Source organism: Actinocorallia sp. B10E7 (genome assembly GCF_039871655.1).
Taxonomy (GTDB): Bacteria; Actinomycetota; Actinomycetes; order Streptosporangiales; family Streptosporangiaceae; genus Actinocorallia.
Genome location: NZ_JBDPLZ010000004.1, coordinates 319,815 through 342,024, shown reverse-complemented (window position 1 = coordinate 342,024; position 22,210 = coordinate 319,815). Strand labels below are relative to the sequence as shown.

General features: G+C 71.2%; 20 protein-coding genes. 9 read left to right on the top strand and 11 right to left on the bottom strand.

The window, feature by feature from the left end; translation table 11 throughout:
- Positions 1-167 precede the first annotated feature (167 nt).
- Positions 168-1,847 carry a class I adenylate-forming enzyme family protein gene (locus tag ABGB12_RS15465; protein ID WP_347678347.1) on the top strand — a complete coding sequence of 560 codons (1,680 nt, stop codon included), beginning with the start codon at positions 168-170 and terminating at the stop codon, positions 1,845-1,847.
- A gap of 145 nt (positions 1,848-1,992) precedes the next feature.
- On the opposite strand, the gene ABGB12_RS15460 is transcribed toward ABGB12_RS15465, so the two are convergent.
- The 4 genes from ABGB12_RS15460 to ABGB12_RS15445 are packed head-to-tail and all read right to left on the bottom strand — an operon-like array spanning position 1,993 to position 7,618.
- Positions 1,993-2,604: a PaaI family thioesterase gene (locus tag ABGB12_RS15460; protein WP_347678345.1), complete on the bottom strand. Its 612-nt coding sequence runs from the start codon at positions 2,602-2,604 to the stop codon at positions 1,993-1,995.
- 5 nt (positions 2,605-2,609) lie between these two features.
- Positions 2,610-4,817 (bottom strand): acyl-CoA dehydrogenase, encoded by a 2,208-nt coding sequence (locus tag ABGB12_RS15455; RefSeq protein ID WP_347678343.1) that lies wholly within the window; start codon positions 4,815-4,817, stop codon positions 2,610-2,612.
- Between the two features lie 8 nt (positions 4,818-4,825).
- Positions 4,826-5,986, bottom strand: coding sequence for a steroid 3-ketoacyl-CoA thiolase (locus ABGB12_RS15450; protein WP_347678341.1), 1,161 nt, complete (start codon positions 5,984-5,986; stop codon positions 4,826-4,828).
- A gap of 15 nt (positions 5,987-6,001) precedes the next feature.
- Positions 6,002-7,618, bottom strand: coding sequence for an acyl-CoA synthetase (locus ABGB12_RS15445; RefSeq protein WP_347678339.1), 1,617 nt, complete (start codon positions 7,616-7,618; stop codon positions 6,002-6,004).
- A gap of 166 nt (positions 7,619-7,784) precedes the next feature.
- Between ABGB12_RS15445 and ABGB12_RS15440 the strand changes: the two genes are divergently transcribed.
- Positions 7,785-8,711 (top strand): 3-oxoacyl-ACP reductase, encoded by a 927-nt coding sequence (locus tag ABGB12_RS15440; RefSeq protein ID WP_347678337.1) that lies wholly within the window; start codon positions 7,785-7,787, stop codon positions 8,709-8,711.
- A gap of 69 nt (positions 8,712-8,780) precedes the next feature.
- Here the strand turns inward: ABGB12_RS15440 and ABGB12_RS15435 are convergent, their stop codons facing one another.
- The 3 genes from ABGB12_RS15435 to ABGB12_RS15425 form a co-directional block, all read right to left on the bottom strand.
- A complete protein-coding gene (locus tag ABGB12_RS15435) occupies positions 8,781-9,557 on the bottom strand; it encodes an SDR family oxidoreductase (RefSeq protein ID WP_347678335.1) in 777 nt (258 codons plus the stop codon).
- A 16-nt stretch (positions 9,558-9,573) separates the two neighbouring features.
- A complete protein-coding gene (locus ABGB12_RS15430) occupies positions 9,574-10,323 on the bottom strand; it encodes an SDR family oxidoreductase (RefSeq protein WP_347678333.1) in 750 nt (249 codons plus the stop codon).
- A 65-nt stretch (positions 10,324-10,388) separates the two neighbouring features.
- Complete coding sequence (locus ABGB12_RS15425; protein WP_347678331.1) at positions 10,389-11,009, bottom strand: TetR family transcriptional regulator; 621 nt, start codon at positions 11,007-11,009, stop codon at positions 10,389-10,391.
- A 155-nt stretch (positions 11,010-11,164) separates the two neighbouring features.
- Here ABGB12_RS15425 and ABGB12_RS15420 point away from each other — a divergent pair, with 155 nt between their 5' ends.
- From ABGB12_RS15420 to ABGB12_RS15410, 3 genes are all read left to right on the top strand, one after another.
- Positions 11,165-12,706 (top strand): FAD-dependent oxidoreductase, encoded by a 1,542-nt coding sequence (locus ABGB12_RS15420; protein ID WP_347678329.1) that lies wholly within the window; start codon positions 11,165-11,167, stop codon positions 12,704-12,706.
- Positions 12,703-13,890, top strand: coding sequence for an alpha/beta hydrolase (locus tag ABGB12_RS15415; protein WP_347678327.1), 1,188 nt, complete (start codon positions 12,703-12,705; stop codon positions 13,888-13,890). The genes ABGB12_RS15420 and ABGB12_RS15415 overlap by 4 nt, the downstream gene beginning before the upstream one ends.
- Positions 13,891-14,148: 258 nt before the next feature.
- Positions 14,149-14,667, top strand: coding sequence for an N-acetyltransferase (locus ABGB12_RS15410; RefSeq protein WP_347679181.1), 519 nt, complete (start codon positions 14,149-14,151; stop codon positions 14,665-14,667).
- A 25-nt stretch (positions 14,668-14,692) separates the two neighbouring features.
- Here ABGB12_RS15410 and ABGB12_RS15405 read toward each other — a convergent pair whose 3' ends face one another.
- Positions 14,693-16,573, bottom strand: a complete 1,881-nt coding sequence (locus ABGB12_RS15405; protein WP_347678325.1) for a propionyl-CoA synthetase — start codon at positions 16,571-16,573, stop codon at positions 14,693-14,695.
- Positions 16,574-16,703: 130 nt separating this feature from the next.
- Positions 16,704-17,870 (bottom strand): 3-hydroxy-9,10-secoandrosta-1,3,5(10)-triene-9,17-dione monooxygenase oxygenase subunit, encoded by a 1,167-nt coding sequence (gene hsaA, locus ABGB12_RS15400; protein WP_347678323.1) that lies wholly within the window; start codon positions 17,868-17,870, stop codon positions 16,704-16,706.
- Between the two features lie 156 nt (positions 17,871-18,026).
- On the opposite strand from hsaA, the gene ABGB12_RS15395 reads away from it, so the two are divergent.
- From ABGB12_RS15395 to ABGB12_RS15380, 4 genes are read left to right on the top strand one after another with little or no spacing between them, the layout of a single operon-like run.
- Positions 18,027-19,175 carry a Rieske 2Fe-2S domain-containing protein gene (locus ABGB12_RS15395; protein ID WP_347678321.1) on the top strand — a complete coding sequence of 383 codons (1,149 nt, stop codon included), beginning with the start codon at positions 18,027-18,029 and terminating at the stop codon, positions 19,173-19,175.
- A complete protein-coding gene (locus tag ABGB12_RS15390) occupies positions 19,172-19,414 on the top strand; it encodes a ferredoxin (RefSeq protein WP_347678319.1) in 243 nt (80 codons plus the stop codon). Before ABGB12_RS15395 ends, ABGB12_RS15390 begins: the two co-directional genes overlap by 4 nt.
- A complete protein-coding gene (locus ABGB12_RS15385) occupies positions 19,407-20,210 on the top strand; it encodes a glucose 1-dehydrogenase (protein ID WP_347678318.1) in 804 nt (267 codons plus the stop codon). Before ABGB12_RS15390 ends, ABGB12_RS15385 begins: the two co-directional genes overlap by 8 nt.
- Positions 20,207-21,001 carry an SDR family NAD(P)-dependent oxidoreductase gene (locus ABGB12_RS15380; protein ID WP_347678316.1) on the top strand — a complete coding sequence of 265 codons (795 nt, stop codon included), beginning with the start codon at positions 20,207-20,209 and terminating at the stop codon, positions 20,999-21,001. The genes ABGB12_RS15385 and ABGB12_RS15380 overlap by 4 nt, the downstream gene beginning before the upstream one ends.
- 80 nt (positions 21,002-21,081) lie before the next feature.
- Here ABGB12_RS15380 and ABGB12_RS15375 read toward each other — a convergent pair whose 3' ends face one another.
- Positions 21,082-21,684 carry a hypothetical protein gene (locus ABGB12_RS15375; protein WP_347678314.1) on the bottom strand — a complete coding sequence of 201 codons (603 nt, stop codon included), beginning with the start codon at positions 21,682-21,684 and terminating at the stop codon, positions 21,082-21,084.
- 100 nt (positions 21,685-21,784) lie between these two features.
- The gene (locus tag ABGB12_RS15370) at positions 21,785-22,150 is read right to left on the bottom strand and encodes a DUF4345 family protein (protein WP_347678312.1); all 366 of its coding nucleotides are present in this window, start codon (positions 22,148-22,150) and stop codon (positions 21,785-21,787) included.
- Positions 22,151-22,210: the final 60 nt, after the last annotated feature.

Here is a 22,210-nt window from a genome sequence, read left to right as displayed (position 1 = left end):
GGACCACCTGACGAAGCCAGTCCCACTCAGCGGAATGGAGTTGCAGGAGGTCGGCGAGTTCGCCTCCGTCCCGCTCATCGGGACCCTCGCGCCGGAGAACCCGCAGGTGTCCAGAATGGGCGCGAGAGAGAAAAGTGATCTGCGTCATGCAGTGAAGAGGAGAACCGATGAGCACCGATCCGACGGTGGTGATGGCTGAGATCATGGGGCGGCTCACCGGACCCGGAGGGAAGTTCTCCCTGGTCGAGGAGCCGGGCCGCCTCTCGCCCGGCTTCGTCGGCGCAGCGCGCAACCTCGGCGAGGTGCTCACCGCCTCGGTGGCGTACGGGGACCGCGACTACATCGTCACCGCCTCCGAGCGCCTCACCTACGCCCAGCACGCCGAGCGGGTGGCCGCGCTGGCCGAGGCGCTGCGCGAGGAGCACGGTGTGCGGCCCGGCGACCGCGTCGCCATCGACGCCGCCAACGCCCCGGACTGGATCGTCTCGTTCTGGGCGGCGGTCGCCGTCGGCGCCGTCGCCGTCGGCTACAACGCCTGGTGGGCGCCGCTAGAGATCGAGTACGCGCTCGGCCACACCGAGCCCAGGCTGGTCATCGCCGACGCCAAGCGGGCCGCCCAGATCGGGGACCGGGCCACGGTGCTGACCCTGGAGGAGGGCGTTCCCGCCGCGGTGGAGCGGCACCGGGGCGCCGAGCTGCGGGTGCACGACGCCGCGCCCGAGGACCCGGCCGTCATCCTCTACACCAGCGGGACGAGCGGGCGGCCCAAGGGCGCCGTCCACAGCCACCGCAACCTCGCCTCGGTGATCGAGTACCACCGGCTGAACGACGCGATGATCGTCGAGATGGCCGCCAAGTGGGGGATCGAGAGCCGGCCGGAGGACCGCCGGTACCTGCTGGCGCTGCCGCTGTTCCACATCGCCAGCCTGCACAACCTGGCCGTGCCGCGGCTGGCCACCGGCAGCACGGTGGTCATGTACCAGGGCGCGTTCGACGTCGACCGGGCGCTGAGCCTGGTGGAGAAGGAGAAGGTCACCAACTGGGGCGCCGTGCCGACCATGGCGCACCGGATCCTCGAGCACGGTGACGTCTCGAAGTACGACCTCTCGTCGCTGACCGCGTTCGCGCTGGCCTCCGCGCCCTCCTCCCCCGCCTTCAAGGCGCGACTGAGCGAGGCCTTCCCGCCCGCCCGCGGCGCCCTCGTCGACAGTTACGGGCTCACCGAGTCCTGCACCGCGATCGCGGTGGCCTCTCCGATGGACCTCGAGCAGGCCCCGGGCACGCTGGGACGCCCCGTCACCGGCGTCCGCCTGGAGATCCGCGACGCCGAGGGCAGGGCGCTGCCCGAGGGCAAGGAGGGCGAGATCTGCGTGCTCAGCCCGTACGTCATGCTCGGCTACTGGAACGACGAGCAGGCCACCTCCTCGGCGATCGACCCGGAGGGCTGGCTGCGCACCGGCGACATCGGCATGATCGACCAGGGCCGCCTGCGGCTGACCACCCGCCGTTCGGACCTCATCATCCGCGGCGGCGAGAACGTCTATCCCGTCGAGATCGAGAACGCCCTCACCGAGTACCCCGGGGTGCACGAGTGCGTCGTCCTGGGCGCCCCGCACCCGGACCTGGGGCAGGAGGTCATGGCCGTCGTCGTCTTCTCCGGCGAGCCCGCCTCCGAGAAGGAGCTGACCGACTTCGCCCGGGAGCGCCTGGCCTACTTCAAGGTCCCGTCGCGCTGGGAGATCACCACGTCGCCCCTGCCCCGCAACGCCACGGGCAAGGTGATCCGCCGCGAGGTCGAGAACAGCGTGGGCCTCTCCTCCGACACCTCGGCCGCCTCTCCCGACTGACATCCGGGCCGACGCCCCGGCCGTCCCTGTCTCCAGGACCGGGACGGCCGGGGCGTTCCCGTGTCGCGGTCCGGGTCACGGCGTACGGGCGGCCGACGCGAAAACCCGCCGCCCCCGGAGGGACGGCGGGTTTGGAGCGTTCCCGCTAGCGCGGCCTGGGCTTGAACTTGGCGATGAACAGGCCCTCCGCGGTGACGCACTCCCGGCCTCCGGCCGAGATCGAACCCACCGTGCGGATCTTGCTTCCCTCCACCGACACCTGCCTCGCCCTGATCGTCAACGGCTCGAACAGCGGGGTGAGGTGGTGGTAGCGCAGGACCAGCTCCGCCGTCATGCCCGACACCCCCGCCCAGCCGTTGGCGACGCCCAGGGTGTGGTCCAGGATGAGGGCCGACACCCCCCCGTGGACGCATTCGGGCGGGCCCTGGTAGGGCAGCCCGAGGACGGTCACGGCCTCGATGGAGCCGTCCGGCAGCGCCGTGTACTCCAGCGGCGGGGCGATCGGGTTCTCCGATCCGGCGACCGCGTCGTGCCTGGTGACGTCGTCGCCCCGCCACATGTCCACCAGCCGCTCCCGCAGGTCGGGAGCGGTGGCGTCCAACTCGTCGGCGATGGTGTTCAGGCGGTCGGTGATGCCGGCCAGGTCCGCGCCGGAGATGTCCCCGGCACGGACCAGGCCGTCGATCACCCGGCGGGCCGCGGCCGCGGCCGCGTCCACGCCGGTCCCCCGGTACGGACGGGAGAGTTCGATCGTCATCTCCTTCAGGCCTTCCCGACCGGCTCGGGGTCGCGGGGCAGGCCCAGCAGCCGCTCACCGATCACGTTGAGCTGCACGTCGGTGGTGCCGCCGGCGATCGACATGCAGCGCGAGTTCAGGAACATCCAGGTGGCGTCGGGGCTCCCGCTCGAGAGGCTCCGCCCGGTGGTGGCCAGAGCCGCGGGGCCCGCCCAGTCCATGGCGGTCTCCCACACCTGCTGGATGTGCTCCACTCCGATCAGCTTACTGATGCTGGCCTCCGCTCCCGGCTGCGCCCCCGACAGGGAGCGCAGCGTGGTGCGCAGGCCGAACAGGCTGCTGGACTGGGCGTCGCACAGGATCTGGCCGAGCACGGTGAGGCGCTCGTCGTCGATCCGCCCGCCCTCGGCGGCGACCAGGCCCAGCAGGGCCTCGCCGCCGCTGCCCAGCGAGGAGTCGTGCGACAACGAGACCCGCTCGTTGGACAGGGTGGTGCGGGCCAGCTTCCAGCCGTCGCCGGGGCCGGCGACCAGCAGGTCGTCGGGGATGAACACGTCGTCGAGGAAGACCTCGTTGAACAGCGCCTCGCCGGTCAGCTCGCGCAGCGGCCGGATGTCGATCCCGGGGGACTTCATGTCCAGCAGGAAGTACGACAGGCCCTTGTGCTTGGGGGCCTCCGGGTCGGTGCGGGCCAGCAGGATGCCCCAGTCGGCCTCGAGGGCCATGGACGTCCAGACCTTCTGGCCGTTGATCTTCCAGCCGCCCTCGACCTTCTCGGCCCGGGTGGACAGCGCCGCCAGGTCCGAGCCGGCGCCGGGCTCGCTGAACAGCTGGCACCAGCGCAGCTCGCCGCGCAGCGAGGCGGGCAGGAAGCGCTCGTGGTGCTCGGGCGAGCCGTGCGTGATGAGGGTCGGCACCACCCAGTTGCCGATGATCATGTCGGTGGCGCGCAGGCCGGCCGCGCGCATCTCCTCGGCGATCACCAGCTGGGTGACGGCGTCCGCGCCCTTGCCCCAGGGCTTGGGCAGGTGCGGGGAGGTGTAGCCGCGCTCGGCCAGGTAGGTCAGCCGCTCCTGGCCCTCCAGAGCCTTGGCTGGCTCCAGCTCAGCGCGGATCTCGACGCGGACCTGCTCGGCCTCCTCGGGCAGCTCGACGCTCAGCTCGCGACGGACTCCGTCCAGGGTGAGCCGGGCCACTCGGCGGCGCCACTGGGCGGTGGAGCCCAGCAGGAGGCGCAGGGACTGGGCGCGGCGCAGGTAGAAGCCCGCGTCGTGCTCCCAGGTGAAGCCGATGCCGCCGAGGGTCTGGATGCAGTCCTTGGCGGCGGAGAAGGCGTTCTCCACGCTGGTGGCGCCGGCGACGGCCGCGGCCAGCGAGGCCTCGGCGGCGCTGCCGTCGGCCTGGGCGCGGGCGGCGTCCCAGGCGCAGGCGCGGGCCTGCTCGGCCCTGGCCAGCATCCGGGCGCAGCGGTGCTTGACGCCCTGGAACTGGCCGATGGGGCGGCCGAACTGCTCGCGGACCTTGGCGTACTCGGCGGAGGTGGCCGTCGCCCAGTCCGCCAGGCCCGAGGCCTCGGCGGAGAACAGCACGGCGGCCAGGTCCAGCACGTCCCGGGTGTCCAGGCCGGTGAGGACGGCGTCCTCGGCGACGGCCACGCCCTCGGCCCTGACGGCGGCCAGGCGCCGGGTCGGGTCGTGGCTGGGCAGGTCCGAGGGCTCGACGGCGTCGCGCGGCAGCACGACCCAGACGGTCTCCTCGCCGTCGCGGGCGGGGAGCACGAACAGGTCGGCGACCTGGCCTCCGAGCACCGGCTCGGACTCCCCGTCCAGGGTGATCCCGCCGTCACGGCGGGTCAGCGTCAGACCTCCGGGACGCAGCGCGACCGCGCCGATGGCGCCGCCCTCGGCCAGCGACTCCAGGTGCGCCCCGTGCCCGGCGCGGTGCAGCACCGCGCCCGCCAGCGTCGTGGGCAGGAACGGGCCGGGGGTGAGGGCGCGGCCCAGCTCCTCCAGCACGACGGCCAGCTCGACCAGCCCGTAGCCGGCGCCGCCCGCGCTCTCGGGCAGGTGCAGGCCGAGCAGACCCTGCTCGGCCAGGTCCTTCCAGAACGGGGGGACCTCGTCGCGTTCGGCCTCCACGGCCGCGCGCAGGACCTGCGGGGTCACCTCGCGGGAGGTGAAGGTCCGCACGGCGTCGCGCAGGTCCCGGTGTTCCTCGGTCAGTCCGATGGTCATGGTGGTTCTCAGATCCGTTCGATGATGGTGCCCGTGGCGTGCGCGCCGCCCGCGCACATGGTGATCAGCGCGGTGGACTTGTCGGTCCGCTCCAGCTCGTAGAGGGCCTGGGTGATCAGGCGGGAGCCGGTGGAGCCGACGGCGTGGCCCAGCGCGATCGCGCCGCCGTTGACGTTGACCTTGTCCATGTCGGCGTCGTGGGCCTGCGCCCAGGACAGGACGACGGACGCGAAAGCCTCGTTGATCTCGACGAGGTCGATGTCCGACAGCTTCATCCCGGCCTTGCCCAGCACGTGGCTGGTCGCCTCGATCGGGCCGTCCAGGTGGTAGTACGGGTCGGAGCCGACCATGCCGGAGGCCACGATCCGGGCTCGGGGACGCAGGCCCAGCTCGGCGGCCTTCTCGGCGCTCATCAGCAGCACCGCCGCGGCGCCGTCGCTGATCTGCGAGGAGTTGCCCGCGGTGTGGATGCCGTCGGGGTAGACCGGCTTGAGCTTGGCCAGGCCCTCCATGGTGGTCTCGCGCAGACCCTGGTCACGGGTGACGACGGCGGTCTCGCCGGTCGGCCCCTCCGGGCCGATCACCGGGGCCTCGACCGGCAGGATCTGCCCGGCGAAGCGGTCCTCGGCCCAGGCGCGGGCCGCCTTCTGCTGGGAGGCCAGACCGAGCGCGTCCGCCATCTCGCGGGTGATGCCCTTCTTCTGGGCGATGCGCTCGGCGGCGAGGAACTGGTCGGGCATGTCGATCGTGAAGCTCGCCGGGAACGGGCTGCCGCCCTCGGGGGTGACGGCCGCGCCCAGGAAGACCCGGCTCATGGCCTCCACGCCGCAGCCGATGCCGGCGTCGATGGCGCCGGAGGCGATCAGGCCGGCGATCACGTGCACGGCCTGCTGGCCGGAGCCGCACGCGCAGTCGATGCTGGTGCAGGCGGTCTGGTAGGGCAGGCCGGCGGTCAGCCACGCGTTGCGGGTGATGTTGTTGGCCTGCTCGCCCGCCTGGGTGACGCAGCCGCCGGCGACCTGGCCGATCTGGCGCGGGTCGACGCCGGCCTTCTCCAGCAGACCCTTCTGGGTCAGGCCGAGCAGCTCGGCCGGGTGCAGGCCCGCCAGCACTCCGTTGCGCTTGCCGACCGGGGTGCGGACGGCGTCGACGATGACGGCTTCAGACATGGTGGTTCCTCTTCTCTAGGCTTCGCTGGTCAGGACCTGCTTGGCCCAGCGGTAGTCGGCCTTGCCGCTGGGTGAACGCATGACGGACGGGGTGAACGTGATCAGGGCCGGGACCTTGTAGCCGGCCAGGTGCTCGCGGCAGTGGGTGCGCAGCTCCTCGACGCCGGGTACCGGTGCCTCGGGACGCAGTTCCACGACGGCGGCGACCCGCTCCCCGAACCGTTCGTCGGGGACGCCCGCCACCAGCACGTCCAGCACGGCGGGGTGGGCCTTGAGGGCCTGCTCGACCTCTTCGGGGAAGACCTTCTCACCGCCGGTGTTGATGCAGCCCGAGCCGCGGCCGAGCACGACGATGGTGCCGTCGGCCTCCACCCGGGCCATGTCGCCGAGGATCGCCCAGCGGGTGCCGTCGATGACGGGGAAGGTGCGGGCGGTCTTCTCCGGGTCGTTGTAGTAGCCCAGCGGGACGTGCCCGCCGCGGGCGACGGTGCCGAGCTCGTCCGAGCCGGGCTGGACGGGCTTGAAGCCGGTGTCGATGACGGTGACCTGCGGGCTGGGCGACAGCCTCATCAGGCCGTCCTCGCCGACCTGGATGGCCCCGTCGACGCCCGACTCCGAGGCGCCGAAGCTGTTGTTGATGAAGAGGTTCTCCCCCAGCAACTCCCGGAACTCCGCCTGGATGCTGCGCGAGAGGATCGCCCCGCCCGAGCCCAGCACGAACAACGAGCCGAGGTCGAGTTCCGAGCGGTGCTCGCGCAGCGCGTCGGCCAGCGGCCTGGCGATGGCGTCGCCGACGATGGCGATGATGTTGACCTTCTCCCGGTCGATGAGCCGCAGCGTCTCCAGCGCGTCGAAGCGGCGCGTCAGGACCACCTTGGAACCGGAGAAGAGCGCGGAGAACAGCGTGTAGGACGCGGCTCCGTGCATCAGCGGCGCGGAGATCAGGTAGATCATCCCGGCGCCGTTCTTCACCGCCTCCACCAGCGCCTCGACGGTCAGGTACGGGTCCCCGTAGTGGTTCCCGCCCTTGAGGGCCGCCATGTAGAAGTCCTCGTGCCGCCACATCACGCCCTTGGGCATGCCCGTGGTGCCGCCCGTGTACAGGATGTAGAGGTCGTCGGAGGTGCGCTCGTCGGCCAGGGGCGGCGTCGTCGGCCGTCCCTCGATGAGCTGCTCGTACTCGGTGACGCTCACCTGGGACGGCCAGGCCGGCGGCTCCTCGGGCCCTCCGCCCGAGCGGACCACTACGGCGTGACGAAGCCCGGGGCAGTCGGCCGCCACCCGCGCGGCGGAGGGGAGGAACTCCTCGTCGAGGATGAGCCCCACCAGGTCCGCGTTGGTGTAGAGGTACTGGAGCTCCCGGTCGGTGTACCGGTAGTTGATGTTGATCGGCACCGCCCTGATCTTCAGGCAGGCCAGCAACGCCTCCACGTACTCCACTCCGTTGAGCATGTGGAGCCCCACGTGCTCGCCCGGCCTGATCCCGGCCGCGTGCAGCCCGTGCGCCAGAGCGCCGGCCCGCTCGTCCAGCTCGGCGAAGGTCAGCCTGCGTTCGCCGCAGACCACGGCTTCGCGCTGAGGCACCGCCGCGGCCACCGCCTCGAAGAGGCTCGCCAGATTCAGCGTCGTCATGCGCGAAATCTAGAATTGATTCTCGTTTCAGGGGGAGCGAAGTCCCACTCAGTGGTGATTCCCGTAAAGCGGTCGGCTGCCCGCTCAGCGAGACCGCCCACGGCGAAAAAACTAGAATTCGTACTAGTCTCCTCGAGTCCTTCGACCTGTAGAGCGGGAGCAACCGATGAACGAAGACCTCTCCCTGGCGGGCCGCACCGCCCTCGTCACCGGCGCGGGCGCCGGACTGGGCCGCGCCGAGGCCCTGGCCCTGGCCGCCCAGGGCGCGAACATCGTCGTCAACGACATGGGGCCGGCGGCCGAGGAGGTCGTCGCCGAGATCAAGGCCGGCGGCGGGCAGGCCATCGCGGTCACCGGCGACGTCGGCGACTGGTCGCTGGGCGAGACACTGGTGTCGGCGGCCGTCGACTCGTTCGGCTCGCTGGACATCGTGGTCAACAACGCGGGCGTGCTGCGCGACAAGATGATCTTCAACCTGACCGAGTCCGACTGGGACGACGTCATCCGCGTCCACCTCAAGGGCCACGCGTCCGTCTCCCGCGCCGCCGCCGTGTACTGGCGCAGCGCCAGCAAGGCCGCCGGAGGCCCCGTCTACGGCCGGGTCATCAACACCTCCTCCGAGGCGTTCCTGTTCGGCAGCGCCGGGCAGCCCAACTACTCCGCGGCCAAGGCCGGCATCGTCGCGCTCACCCTGTCCACCGCCCAGGGCCTGGCCCGCTACGGCGTGAAGGCCAACGCCATCTGCCCGCGCGCCCGCACCGCGATGACCGCCGACTCCTTCGCCGAGGGCACCGCCCCCGGCGGCCTGGACGTCATGGCCCCCGAGCGGGTCGGCACCTTCGTCGGCTACCTGGCCTCCCCCGCCTCCGAGGGCATCAGCGGCCAGGTCTTCGTCGTCTACGGCGACATGGTCGCCCTGATGGCCGCCCCGACCGTGGAGAAGAAGTTCACCGCCGCCGACGGCATCTTCTCCGTCGAGGAGATCAGCTCCCAGATCACCCCGCACTTCGAGGGCCGCGACCCCTACCAGACCTACGCCGCCTACAGCGTGGCCTCGCTCGACGACACCGGGACCACCAAGTTCGGCGGCTGAACGAGCCGCGCGAAGCCCGAGGGCCGTCCCTTCCTCCCAGGAAGGGACGGCCCTCGCGTCCGTGCGGCGTCAGAACACCTCGGGGCCCCGCAGGGTCGCCTCGGCTCCGCCGTCCACGTAGATGATCTGCCCCGCCATGTGGGAGTTCTCCGGGGAGACCAGCCAGCACAGCGCCGCGGCGATCACCTCGGGGTCGGCGTACCCGTTCAACGGCATCGGGACCGCCTCGTCCATGACCTTGACCATCGCCTCGTCCGCGAACAGCGCCTCGGTCATCGCGGTGCGCACGACGCCCGGCGCGATCGCGTTGAGGGCGATGCCCTCGCCCGCCCACTGGGGGCCGACCGCCACCCGGCGCATCCACTGGGCCAGCGCCGACTTCGACGACGGGTAGAGCCGCAGGCCCGCACCCTTCTCCATCGCCGCGTCGGCCGCCGCCAGCGCGGCCTCCTCATCGCCGTCCAGGCAGGCCCGCAGGACCGCCTCGTCCAGCGGCTGGGTGCCGGAGATCGAGCCGACCACGGCCACCCGCGGCTTCCCGGCCCGCGCCAGCGCCGGACGCAGCCCCTCCAGCATCGCGACCAGGCCGAAGAAGTTGACCTTCACCGTGAGGGTGGTGGCCCCGGCGACCCCGGCACAGGCCACGACGCCGTCCAGCGTCCCGCCGGAACGTTCCAGCACTCCCTCCACCGCACGGGCGCGGCCCTCGGGAGTGCTCAGGTCCGCGAGGACGTCGGCGTCGCGCAGGTCGACCCCGATCACCTCGTCGCCCCGCTCGCGCAGCAGCGCGGCCACCGCCCGGCCGATGCCCGACGCCGATCCGCTCACCGCGATGGTGCGTCCCATGTTCGACTCCTCTTTCTCAGGTGTGGGAACCGCCGTCGACCCGCAGGTCGAGGCCGGTCACGTAACTCGCGTCGGACGAGGCCGCGAACGCGATCACCGCGGCGATCTGCTCGGGCGTCGCCGCGCCGAACGGCGCGCGGACCTTGTCGAAGTAGCTGTAGTCCAGGCCCGGGGGCAGCATGTCGGGCCGCCGGATCAGCGGGGTGTCGGTGCTGCCGGGAGAGATCGGCACCACCCGGATGAGACGGGAACTCAGCTCGGCGGCCAGGCTCAGCGAGAAGGACAGCACCGCGCCCTTGGACGCCGAGTAGGCGCTCATGTAGGGGTTGCCCTGGGTGGCCGACAGCGAGGCCACGTTGACGATCACGCCGGAGCCGTCGGGCAGGTGCCGCTGCGCCTCCCGGCAGAACAGCGCGGTCCCCACGACGTTGACCGAGAACAGGAAGGTCAGGTCCTCGACCGTCAGCCGGTCGATCGGGGTGGTCCGGTGCACGCCCGCCACGTTGACCAGGACGTCGATGCCTCCGAGCGCCCCCACCGCCGCTTCCACGGCGGCGATCACCGCGGGCTCGTCGGTGACGTCGACGACCCTGGTGGTGATCTTTCCGGGTCCGGTCGCCGCCTCGGCGGTGCCGGCCAGCCCCTCCTCGGACAGGTCGACGGCGAAGATCTCCGCGCCCTCGGCGACGAGCCGGACGGCCGTGGCCCTGCCGATCCCCGACGCCGCACCGGTGAGCAGCACTTTCACACCGTCAAAACGATTCATGCCGGGACCGTACCGGCCTGTGACCGGCATCTTTCCGGAGGTCCCGTTCATCGGGAACGCCCGGGTCACTCCCCCTTGGGGGCGTTGGAGCGGGAGGCCAGCAGCAGCCTGCTGGCCAGCCGGATGTCGTTCTCGACATCCGCCATGGAGCTGCGCCCGTTCAGGCTGGACTGCAGCACGCCGTACCAGCACTGCATCAGCAGCCGGATCAGCGTGACGTCCTGGACGGTCGGCGTCTCGATGCCCAGGGCCTCCAGCACGATCGACCGGAAGGTGGCGTCGATCTTCATCGCGTCGCCGACGGTCGCCACGTTCGCCGTGTTCGACGACTGGAGCATGGACGTCGCCAGCACCGGACGGCGCAGCAGCTGCCGGCTGGCCTCCACCAGCAGGAGGCTCACCTCGTCCTCGGGCTCGATGCCCGGCTCGGGCGGGGTGATGCCCTCCTTGAAGCGGTCCACCTGCGCGGCCATGACCGCGGTGAACAGATGGAGTTTGGAGGGGAAGTAGCGGTAGAGGGTGCCGATGGCCACTCCGGCGGCCTTGGCCACCTCGTGCATCTGGACGCGCTCCAGCGACTTCTCGGCGCCGATGCGCACGGCGGCACGGAGAATGCGCTCACGCCTGTCGTGCTGCTCGGGCGAGCTGGGCTCGGCCGGCGGCCGGGCGGACGCGATCCTCGGCACGGTCTCTCCCATTTTCGCCTGCGGTGATGACCAGACAATACATAGGCCTGGACACGCCGCAACCGCTCGACGCGTACCGGTGAGTGGGATGGGAGGTTCGCCGCCTCGTACGGTGCGCTTGCCTTGGACGGGCCGCAACGTGAAAGGACATCTTAATGGGGACTGCCGGGGATTCTTGGGACGACCACTTCGACGTGATCGTGGCCGGATCTGGCGCCGGGGCCATGGCCGGAGCGCTGACGGCGGCGGCGAGCGGGCTGCGGACCGCCGTCCTGGAGAAGACGCCTCTGCTCGGAGGCACGTCCGCCTATTCGGGAGCCGCCATCTGGCTGCCCGGGAGCCGGGTGCAGGAGCGGGACGGGGCCGGCGACTCCACCGAGTCGGCGCGCGCCTACCTGAAGGCCCTGCTGGGCGAGGAGAACGCCGAGCACCGCGAGGCCTTCCTGGCCACCGCCCCCGAGGTCGTCGAGTTCCTGGAGAGCGACCCGGCCATCGAGTTCAAGTGGCAGCCGTTCCCCGACTACTTCAACGCCCCCGGTCGGCTGGACATGGGCCGCTCCTTCATCCCGCGCGTCCTGCCCCACGAGCGGATCGGCGAGTCGGCGGCCCTGGTGCGTCCGCCGGTCGACCGGGACCGGGCCGGGCTGGGCCACGACCCCGACGCGCCGCTGGTCCAGGGCCGGGCGCTGATCGCACGGCTGCTGCTGGCCTTCACCGCCACCGGCAACGGCACCGTCCGCACCGGCGCCGCGGTGACCCGGCTGGTCGTCGAGGACGGCCGGGTCGTGGGAGTGGAGGCCGAGACCGCGGACGGGACCGTGCGGATCCGCGCCGAACGCGGTGTGCTGCTGGCCGCCGGCGGCTTCGAGCGGGACCCGGCGCTGCGCGAGGAGCACGGTCTGCCCGGCTCCGCCGAGTGGACCATGGCCCCGGCCGGCTCCAACACCGGCGCGGCGATCACCGCCGCGACCGAGGTCGGCGCGGCTCTGGGCTCGATGGACCAGGGCTGGTGGTGCCCGGGCCTGGCCTGCCCCGGCGGCGGCGCCGCCTTCACCCTGGGCTTCCGCGGCGGCCTGATCGTCGACGCCTCCGGCGCCAGGTTCGCCAACGAGTCCCTGCCGTATGACCAGATGGGCCGCAAGATGGCCGAGGCCCCCGGCCGGGTGCCCGCCCATCTGATCTTCGACTCGCGGTCGGGCGGCCTGCCCGCCATCTCCATCCCCCCCGCCGTGCCCGAGGAGCACCTGGCCGCCGGCACCTGGGTGCAGGCCGACACCCTCCCCGAGCTGGCGGAGAAGCTGGGCCTGCCCGCCGACGCCCTCGTCGCCTCCGTCGAGCGCTTCAACGCCTTCGCCGAGAAGGGCGTGGACGAGGACTTCCACCGCGGGGAGGACCCCTACGACCGGTTCTTCTCCGTCGGCAAGGGCCCCAACCCCTCCCTCGTCCCCGTCGACCGGCCGCCCTACTACGCGGCGAAGATCGTCCTCAGCGACCTGGGCACCAAGGGCGGACTGCGCACCGACACCGACGGACGCGTCCTGGACACCGAGGGCGCGCCCATCCCCGGCCTGTACGCCGCGGGCAACAGCAGCGCCTCCTTCACCGGCCCCTACTACCCCGGGCCGGGCATCCCGATCGGCACCGCGATGGTCTTCGCCTACCGCGCCGTCCACCACATGAAGGAAGAGCAGTCTTGAGATCCGCAGGCAAGCGCACGTCCGTGATCGCCGCGACGGCGGCCGTGTTCACCGGGGTGACGGCCGCCGTCTCCGTCCCCGCGTCCGCCGGGCCGAAGGACGTCCCGCCGGGCCAGCGCGGCCGGATCCTGTCCGACCGTCCGCTCACCACCTCGGCGGCGCTGCCCAGCGCCGCCGCCAACCGGCTGGTCACCTACACCTCCCAGGGAGTGGGCGGCAAGAAGATCAAGGTGTCGGGCACCGTGTCCGTCCCCGAGGGCCGGGCCCCGCGCGGAGGCTGGCCGGTGATCAGCTGGGCGCACGGCACGACCGGCACCGCCGACGTGTGCGCCCCCTCCGCCGACACCCCCGGCGGGCCGGTCCACGACTACGTCTCCATCACCGCCGCCTACCTGGACAGGTGGGTGGCACGCGGCTACGCCGTCGTCCAGACCGACTACGAGGGCCTGGGCACCGAGGGCGGCCACCCGTACATGAACGGGGAGAGCGCCGCGAACACCGTCGTGGACATGGTGCACGCCGCCCGCGCGCTGGACCACCGAATCGGGCGGGACTGGTTCGCGATCGGCCACAGCCAGGGCGGCCAGGCCGCCCTTTTCTCCGCCGCCGCCCAGCCGCGGACGGGTCAGCTGAACCTGAAGGGCGCCGTCGCGCTGGCTCCCGGCGGCTACGGCCTCAGCCAGACCGTCGACTACATCCAGTCGCGGCTGCCCGGCGCCCAGTACGCGCTGGCGTTCCTGCCGACCCTCATCACCGGCGCCGAGGCCGCCGATCCCTCGATCGTGCCCGAGGAGCTGCTGACCGAGGCGGCGTCCGACACGCTGCTGAAGGCCGGCCGCACCGAGTGCACCGCCAAGCACCGCGAGATCGCCCTGACCTTCCCGCTGGACCAGGTCTTCCGGCCCGGCGCCGACCTCACCGGCCTGACCTCCTACCTGCGCTCCCAGGAGCCGGTCGGCCTCGACCTGCGGGTCCCCACCCAGGTCCCGCAGGGCACCGCGGACGTGCTGGTCGGCAAGCCGACCACCGACCTGCTGGTCGACGACCTGTGCGAGCTCGGCGAGGTCGCCTACGACGTCTACGAGGGTGCCGACCACCGCGGTGTCCTGAACGCCTCCTTCGAGGACTCCTTCTCGTTCGTCGAGGATCTGCGCGCCGGCCGCGCCCCGCGCAACACCTGCTGACCGGAGCCGCCGCAACAAAAGGCCCGCGCCCCACGGCGCGGGCCTCGGCTTTTTAATCCTTCGACGGCCTTGAACCGTCGCATTAGGCTGGCGCGATTCGCGAGGCGGACACGCCTCGTCACGACTTCTGAAGGAGGTAATGCTGATGACCGCGACGTCGGCTGCCGTCCGCAGCATCCGATCCGTCCACATATTCCGGGCCCCCGGCTGACCTGTTCAGCCGGCCCCTCACAGCAAGGATCCTCACAGTTGTCCTCTCTGTCCTCCGCCTCTCCCTCCTGGACCGCCCGGCCCGAGACCGAACGGGACCGGACCGCCGTCCGCGAGATCGTGCTCGGCGCCTTCCCCACCCCGCATGAGGCCGACCTGGTCGACGCGCTGCGCGCCGACCCGGCCTGGATCCCCGGCCTGTCCATCGTGGCCGAGGGCCCCGACGGCGTCCTCGCCGGATACGCCCTGCTCACCCGCTGCCGTGTCGGCGACGCCCCGGCCCTGGCACTGGGCCCCTGCGCGGTCCTGCCGTCCCGCCAGCGGCAGGGGGCGGGAGCCGCCGCGATCCGCGCCGGGCTCGAAGCCGCCCGGAACCTGGGCGAGAACCTCGTCCTCGTGCTGGGCCATCCCGAGTACTACCCGCGGTTCGGCTTCACCCCGGCCTCCGATCGCGGCATCCGTCCGTCCTTCGACGTCCCCGACGAGGCGATGATGGCGCTGGTGTTCGACGAGACCCTCCCGGTCCCGAGCGGCACCATCGCCTACCCCGCCCCGTTCGGCGTCTGACGGCGCGCCCCTCCTGCCGCCCGGCTCAGTCGCGCAGGCGCAGGAGGGGCTTCAGCGCCTCCAGGACGGCGGGGTCCTCGATGGTCGGGGGGACCGACTCCTCACGGCCCTCGGCCAGGCCCCGCATGGTCTTGCGGAGGATCTTGCCGGACCTGGTCTTGGGCAGGGCGGGGACCACGGAGACGTCACGGAAGGCGGCGACGGGGCCGACGTCGCGGCGGACCGCGGCGATCAGCTCGGTGCGCAGCTCGTCCTCGTCCCTGTCCTCGCCGGCCTTGAGGACCACCAGGCCGTAGGGGATCTGGCCCTTGACCGTGTCGGGGACGCCGATCACGGCGCATTCGGCGACGGCGGGGTGGGAGGCCAGGGCCGCCTCGATCGCGCCGGTCGACAGGCGGTGGCCCGCCACGTTGATCACATCGTCGACGCGGCCCATGACGACGAGGTAGCCGTCCTCGTCGAGGTAACCGGAGTCGCCGGTGGTGTAGTAGCCCTCGTGGCGGCTGAGGTAGGAGTCGACGAACCGGTCGTCGTCGCCCCACAGGGTGGCCAGCGCGCCCGGAGGCAGCGGCAGCTTGATGACGATCTCGCCCTCCCGCCCTGCGGGCAGCGGGTCTCCGGCGGCGTCCACGATCCGCACGTCCCAGCCGGGCATCGGGACCGTGGCCGACCCCGGCTTGATCGGCATCGGCTCCAGCCCGCGCGGGTTGGCGGCGATGGCCCAGCCCGTCTCGGTCTGCCACCAGTGGTCGACCACGGGCACGCCGAGCACGTCGGTGGCCCACTGGTAGGTCTCCGGGTCCAGGCGCTCACCCGCCATGAACAGCCCGGTCAGCGAGCCTATGTCGTACTTGGAGAGCTCCGCCGCCTTCGGATCGACCTTCTTGATCACCCGCAGGGCCGTGGGGGCGGAGAACAGCTTCTTCACCCCGTACTCGGAGACCACCCGCCAGAACGCGCCCGCGTCCGGGGTGCCGATGGGCTTGCCCTCGTAGACGACGGTCGTCGCGCCGACGAGCAGCGGCCCGTACACGATGTAGCTGTGGCCGACGACCCAGCCGACGTCGGAGCTCGTCCACCAGACGTCGCCCTCGCCGATGTCGTAGACCGCGCCCATCGACCAGGCCAGCGCGACGGCGTGGTCGCCCGCGGTGCGCAGCACGCCCTTGGGCTTCCCGGTCGTCCCGGATGTGTAGAGGATGTAGAGCGGGTCGGTGGAGGCGACCGGCACCGGGTCGACGGGGGCCGCGTTCGGGACGACGTCCTGCCAGTCGAGGTCGCCGGGGCCGAGGTCGGCGCGCTGGGCGTCGCGCTGCAGCACCAGGACGTGGTCCGGGCGGTGCGAGCTCATGCCCAGCGCCTGGTCGAGGATCGGCTTGTAGGACACGACGCGGTTCGGCTCGAGGCCGCACGAGGCGGCGACGATCACCTTGGGGCGGGCGTCGTCGATGCGCACCGCCAGTTCCTTGGCCGCGAACCCGCCGAACACCACCGAGTGCACGGCGCCGATCCGCGAGCAGGCCAGCATGGTGATGACGGCCTCGGGCACCATCGGCATGTAGACGATGACGCGGTCGCCCTTGCCGACGCCGAGCCCGGCGAGCGCGCCCGCGGCCTTCGCGACCTCGTCGCGCAGCTCGCGGTAGGTGTAGCGGCGCTTGGCCGGCACCATCGCCGAGTCCCAGATCAGCGCGTCCCGGTCGCCGTGACCGCGTTCGACGTGCCGGTCGAGGGCGTTGTAGGAGGTGTTCAGCTCCCCGTCGGGGAACCAGCGGTAGAAAGGCGCGGCCGAGTCGTCCAGCGCGCGGGTCGGGGACACGTTCCAGTCGATGAGACGCGCGGCGTCCAGCCAGAACCCTTCCGGATCGGTCAGGCTCCGTCTGTAGGCATCGGCGTAGGCTCCCACCTGCAACACTCCTTCTCGTACATCCAACGCGCCCTTAGTCACCATACGCGAGGCCTCTGAGCAGGAGTGTTCCAGGTCACCGTGGCCGCGCTCGGCCGCGCTCGGCCGCGCTCGTCAACGGGGCCGACGGTCAGACGAGGTTGTCCTCGACCTTCAGCCCGAACTCCCCCCGGCCGTACATGGAAAGGGCGCGGTCGGGGTCGTTGGCCACGTGGACGCCGCCGGCGTGGGCGTCGCGCCAGGCCCGTTCGATGACGTTGCCGCGCCGCAGGGAGTTGCCTCCGGCGGTCTTGAACAGCAGGTCGACCGCCTCGATGGCCCGTTCGGCACCGCGCACCTGGTCCCGCCGGGAGCGCAGGCGCAGCTCCATCGGGATCTGCGTGTTCCTGGCCGTGTGCTCGTGGATCTCGTTCAGGTTGCGTTCGATCTGCAGGACGGCGGCGTCGATCTCCGAGGCCGCGCGGGCGACGGCGACCTGGGCGAACTGGTCCTCCACGAACCGGCCTCCGCCCAGGCTGAGGCGGATGCGGTCGCGCATGGACGACACGTAGGAGTCGTAGCAGCCCTCCACCACGCCGATCACGGCGGAGGCGACGGTGGTGGTGAAGACCGTGCCGAACGGGATCCGGTACAGCGAGCCGGTGTTGGCCTTCATTCCGGGTGCCCGCAGCTGGGCCTGGTCGTAGTTGCGCATCGCCCGGTGGTCGGGGATGAAGGCCCGCTCCACCACGATGTCGTCGCTGGCGGTGCCGCGCAGGCCCGTCGTGTCCCAGACCCGGTCGATCGTGTAGTCGGTCTTGGGCACCAGCACCGTCATGAAGTCGATGGGCCTGCCCTGGGCGCCCACGACCAGCCCGCCCAGCAGCATCCAGGAGGCGAACTCGCAGCCGGAGGCGAACCCCCACCGGCCGGACAGCTCGTAGCCGCCTTCCACCGGGGTCAGCCGTCCGATCGGGGCGTAGGAGGAGGCCAGCAGCGTGTCGCGGTTCGCGCTCCAGACCTCGCGCTGCACCGACTCGGGGAACAGCGCCAGATGCCAGGAGTGCACGCCCAGCACTCCCGAGACCCAGCCGGTGGAGCCGCAGGCGCCGGAGATCTCCCGCACCACCCGGTAGAAGGAGACCAGGTCGCTCTCCATGCCGTCGTACCGGGCGGGCTGGAGCATCCGGAAGACTCCGGCCTCGGTCAGTTCCCGGATCGTCGCCGCGGGGATCCGCCCCTTCTCGTCCACGGATCTGGCCCGTTCGGCGATCTTCGGCAGCAGCGCGCGTACCGCCTCCAGGACCTCGTTGCTCATGCGGACGTTCTCCTCTTGCCGTACGTACTCTCAAAGCAGCAGACCACGTGCTCGAGATCGCCCAAGCAGGACGTCCCGGCCAATGAGACTGGGCGGTTCCGGTGCGTGACCTGCGACATAGCGTGCGTTTTGCATCAAACCCGCCCCTCGAAAGGGATGATCATCGTGGCTGCAGCCGAGACCGAAGCCATCCGCGCCATCGAAGTGGAGGCGATCCCCAACCGTTTCGCCCGGGGATGGCACTGCCTGGGACTCGCCGAGTCCTTCAAGGACGGCAAGCCGCACACCGTCAACGCCTTCGGCCAGAAGCTGGTCGTCTTCCAGGGCGAGAACGGCAAGATCAACGTCCTGGACGCCTACTGCCGGCACATGGGCGGCGACCTCTCCCAGGGCACCATCAAGGGCGACACCATCGCCTGCCCGTTCCACGACTGGCGCTGGGGCGGCGACGGCCGCTGCAAGCAGATCCCCTACTCCCGCCGCGTGCCGCTGCGAGCCCGCACCGCCGCCTGGCCGACGATGGAGCAGGACCACCTCCTGTTCATCTGGAACGACCCGGAGGGCAAGCAGCCCCCCGCGGACGTCACCATCCCGCGTATCGAAGGCGCCACCAGCGACAGCTGGACCGACTGGCGCTGGACCTCGACGATCGTCGAGACCAACTGCCGCGAGGTCATGGACAACATCGTCGACATGGCCCACTTCTTCTACATCCACTACTCCTTCCCCACCTACTTCAAGAACATCTTCGAGGGCCACACCGCCACCCAGATCATGAAGGGCAGGACCCGCCCGGACATCGCCCGCCCCGACGCCGAGGGCAACACGATGCTCGGCAACACCTCGGTGGCGACCTACCACGGCCCCTCCTTCATGATCGACGAGCTGACGTACCACTACGAGGGCTTCGACCTGCACTCGGTCCTCATCAACTCCCACTACCCGATCGACGAGAACCGCTTCGTCCTGCACTCGGGCATCATCGCCAAGCACAGCGAGCAGCTGCCCAAGGAGGCGGCCGAGGTCCTCGCCGGCAAGCTGTCGAGCTTCATCCTCAACGGCTTCCAGCAGGACATCGACATCTGGAAGAACAAGGCCCGTATCGACAACCCGCTGCTGTGCGAGGAGGACGGCCCGGTCTACCAGCTGCGCCGCTGGTACGAGCAGTTCTACGTGAACGCCGCGGACGTCAAGCCGGAGATGACCGAACGCTTCGAGTTCGAGATCGACACCACCCGGCCGGTCGAGTCCTGGACCAAGGAGTGCCAGGACAACCTCGCCCGGGCTGCGGAAGGGCAGTCATGACGGTTCGTCCCGACAACCGCCTGGCCGACGCGCCGATGCAGCCCGTGCAGTGCGGGCGGTGCGCCGGCCGGGTGCTGGTGCGCAAGTCCAGTTGGGAGCAGACCAGCATCCAGTGGTCGGAGGAGGCCATGGACGCCTGCCCCAACCTGGTCACCGACCGGTACGAGACCTGCCCCGACCTGCGTGCCTCGATCCAACAGGCCACGCTCGACGGCCTGGTGAAGGTCGTCGATGAATGATGGCGCGCTGGCCGGTCGGACGGCCATCGTGACGGGCGCGGGCGACGGCATCGGACGCGGCGTCGCCCGCCGCTTCGCCGCCGAGGGCGCCAGGGTCCTGGTCGCGGAGCTGAACACCGAGACCGGGGCCCGCACGGCCGAGGAGCTGGTACGGGAGTTCGGCGCCGAAGCCCGGTTCGTCCCCACCGACGTCACCGACAAGGCCCAGGTCCACGCGATGGTCGACCTGGCCGTCGCGACCTGGGGCAGCGTGGACGTCCTGGTCAACAACGCCTGGGGGGCGGGCAGCGTCAGCCGCGTCGAGACCAAGACCGACGCGCAGCTCCAGCGCGGTTTCGCCATGGGTTACTACGGCCCGCTGTGGGCGATGCAGGCGGCCTTCCCGCACATGAAGGCCAACGGCTGGGGCCGGGTCGTCAACATGTGCTCGTTGAACGGCGTCAACGCCCACATGGGGACCCTGGAGTACAACTCCGCCAAGGAGGCCCTGCGGACCCTCACCCGCACTGCCGCCCGCGAATGGGCGCCCACCGGCGTCGTCGTCAACGCGGTCTGCCCCGGCGCCAAGAGCGCGGCCTTCCACCGCATGGCCGCCGAACACCCGGAGATCGAGGCGGCCGCCGACCGCGCCAACCCCATGGGTCGCCTCGGCGATCCCGAAACCGACATCGCCCCCGTGGTGGTCTTCCTCGCCGGTGAGGGAGCCCGCTACCTGACTGGAAACACCCTGTTCGTGGACGGCGGCTCCCATATCAACGGAGTCGCCTGGATCCCGGACCTGGACGGAGAACAATGATCGACAAGGACCGCTACGGCCCCTGGGCCGTCATCGCCGGAGGCTCTGAGGGCGTCGGCTCGGCCTTCGCCCACCGGCTCGCGGACGCGGGTGTCAACCTGGTGCTCATCGCCCGCAAGCCCGGCCCCCTGGAGGAGACCGCCGAGCAGGTCCGCGCCAAGGGCGTGGAGGTCCGCACCCTGCAGCTCGACCTGGTGGCGCCCGACCCGCTCAAGGCGGTCCGCGAGGTCACCGACGGCCTCGAGGTCGGCCTGCTCGTCTTCAACGCGGGCGCCAACACCTACGGGCACGAGTTCGTCACCGGCGACCTGGACCGCTTCCAGGGCGTCATCGACCTCAACATCACCGCCCAGCTGGCCCTGACCCACCACTTCGGCGGGTTCATGAAGGAGCGCGGCCGCGGCGGCATCATCCTCGTCGGCTCGATGGCGGGCTACATGGGCCAGGCCCAGATCAGCATCTACTCCGCCGTCAAGTCCTTCGGACGCGTCTTCGCCGAGGGCCTGTGGCTGGAGATGCGCGAGTACGACGTGGACGTGCTGGAGCTGGTGCTCGGAGTCACCCGCACCCCCGCCATGGAACGCGCCGGCCTCAACATGGACATGCCGGGCCTGAACGTCGCCGACCCCGACGACGTCGCCCGCGAGGGCCTGGAACACCTCTCCGACGGCCCCATCTGGGTCGCAGGCGGCAACTACGAGGCAGTCCAGAAGCGGGCGGGCTTCCCCCGCTCCGAGCTGGTCTCCAAGGCCCATGCCGCCATGAAGCGCATGCTTCCCCCGGCGAGCTGAGCCGGTTCACACCCCGAGGAGGAGGACGGCCCTGGCCGTCCTCCTCCTCGTTTCTCACCCGTCCGAAGACGAAGTCACCGTCATCCGCCCGGGCCGGACGGGTGGACGGGCGCGCCGTCGCCGATCGTCGGGAGGTCGCCCCGCGGCGCCGGGGTGGTCGGCGTCGGATCGTTGAGACGCACGGGCGGCGGAGTGCCGAAACGTGCCTTGGAGCCGAACCGGTCCTCAGCTTCGGCGAGCGCCCGACCGAGGACGTCACGGTCCGGATCGTCCAGGGGGGCGTTCAGGCTGAGCCGGTGGTCGCCGGAGAAGGCGACGTACTCGTGACGGCCGTTCGAGGTGCGGTACCAACCGGTGTCGTCGCGGACGCAGGTGACGGGGGCGTCGGGCGGGGCGTCCAGGAGCGGCCCGGCGCAGACCTCATCGGCAGAGGCGGCACGCTCGACGCGCAGATGAGCGACCTTGCCGCCGGCGCCCGTGTACGAGGCGCCGAAGCCGTCCTCGCCGATGACGCCGAGTGACTGTTCGGCGAGGGTGTAGCCGGGGAGCTCCACGAGATAGACCAGCACGAGATCCACCCCGTCCCGCTCGAGCCGCTCCATCTGGGCGGTGCTGAGCACCTGAGATCCGCAGGCGGACAGGGCGAGCAGCCCCAGGGCCGCGAACACCGCACGCATTCTCATCCGGCGACCGTACCCGTCTCGGCGCAAAAGGGCCCCAACCGCTGCTCCGGGTTCCCCGACCCCGAGCTTCGACATCACGATCTCATGGTGCTCTGTCATGTCAGAGAGTGATGGCCAGGGCCGCGGCGATGACGAGTTCCGCTCCGACGGCGGCCCAGGTGGGGAAGATGCCTTGGGGGCGGTCGACGGGGTAGCTGAGCAGGCGGGTGACGGCCATCGCCGTGAGGGCACAGGCGGCGGTGAGGGTGATGCCGTCACCGGTGGCGGAGTCGGTGAGCGCGGCGTAGGTGAGGAGGGCGGCCATCACCACGCCATAGCCGCCGTAGACCGCTCTCACCTCCGTACGGGCGTCGCCGGAGGTCAGCACGATGCCGAGGGGCTTGCCGAGCCGCTGGGGAGAGAGCAGGCCCAGCGAGCCCATGGCGAGAAAGAACATCGCGGCGGTGATGATCAGAATGTCGGACACGAGAACCTCCTAGAACGGGCCGTCCTGAGAGGATGCGTGACACCGTGACCCGTGCACTTT

Excerpts from the sequence above, each read along its gene's own strand:
- ABGB12_RS15375 (WP_347678314.1), bottom strand. The coding sequence starts at position 21,684 with ATGAGAATGCGTGCGGTGTTCGCGGCCCTGGGGCTGCTCGCCCTGTCC.
- ABGB12_RS15430 (WP_347678333.1), bottom strand. The coding sequence starts at position 10,323 with ATGAATCGTTTTGACGGTGTGAAAGTGCTGCTCACCGGTGCGGCGTCG.
- ABGB12_RS15390 (WP_347678319.1), top strand. The coding sequence starts at position 19,172 with ATGACGGTTCGTCCCGACAACCGCCTGGCCGACGCGCCGATGCAGCCC.
- ABGB12_RS15460 (WP_347678345.1), bottom strand. The coding sequence starts at position 2,604 with ATGACGATCGAACTCTCCCGTCCGTACCGGGGGACCGGCGTGGACGCG.
- ABGB12_RS15440 (WP_347678337.1), top strand. The coding sequence starts at position 7,785 with ATGAACGAAGACCTCTCCCTGGCGGGCCGCACCGCCCTCGTCACCGGC.
- ABGB12_RS15380 (WP_347678316.1), top strand. The coding sequence starts at position 20,207 with ATGATCGACAAGGACCGCTACGGCCCCTGGGCCGTCATCGCCGGAGGC.
- ABGB12_RS15420 (WP_347678329.1), top strand. The coding sequence starts at position 11,165 with ATGGGGACTGCCGGGGATTCTTGGGACGACCACTTCGACGTGATCGTG.
- ABGB12_RS15455 (WP_347678343.1), bottom strand. The coding sequence starts at position 4,817 with ATGACCATCGGACTGACCGAGGAACACCGGGACCTGCGCGACGCCGTG.
- ABGB12_RS15385 (WP_347678318.1), top strand. The coding sequence starts at position 19,407 with ATGAATGATGGCGCGCTGGCCGGTCGGACGGCCATCGTGACGGGCGCG.
- hsaA (WP_347678323.1), bottom strand. The coding sequence starts at position 17,870 with ATGAGCAACGAGGTCCTGGAGGCGGTACGCGCGCTGCTGCCGAAGATC.
- ABGB12_RS15450 (WP_347678341.1), bottom strand. The coding sequence starts at position 5,986 with ATGTCTGAAGCCGTCATCGTCGACGCCGTCCGCACCCCGGTCGGCAAG.
- ABGB12_RS15445 (WP_347678339.1), bottom strand. The coding sequence starts at position 7,618 with ATGACGACGCTGAATCTGGCGAGCCTCTTCGAGGCGGTGGCCGCGGCG.
- ABGB12_RS15395 (WP_347678321.1), top strand. The coding sequence starts at position 18,027 with ATGATCATCGTGGCTGCAGCCGAGACCGAAGCCATCCGCGCCATCGAA.
- ABGB12_RS15435 (WP_347678335.1), bottom strand. The coding sequence starts at position 9,557 with ATGGGACGCACCATCGCGGTGAGCGGATCGGCGTCGGGCATCGGCCGG.
- ABGB12_RS15465 (WP_347678347.1), top strand. The coding sequence starts at position 168 with ATGAGCACCGATCCGACGGTGGTGATGGCTGAGATCATGGGGCGGCTC.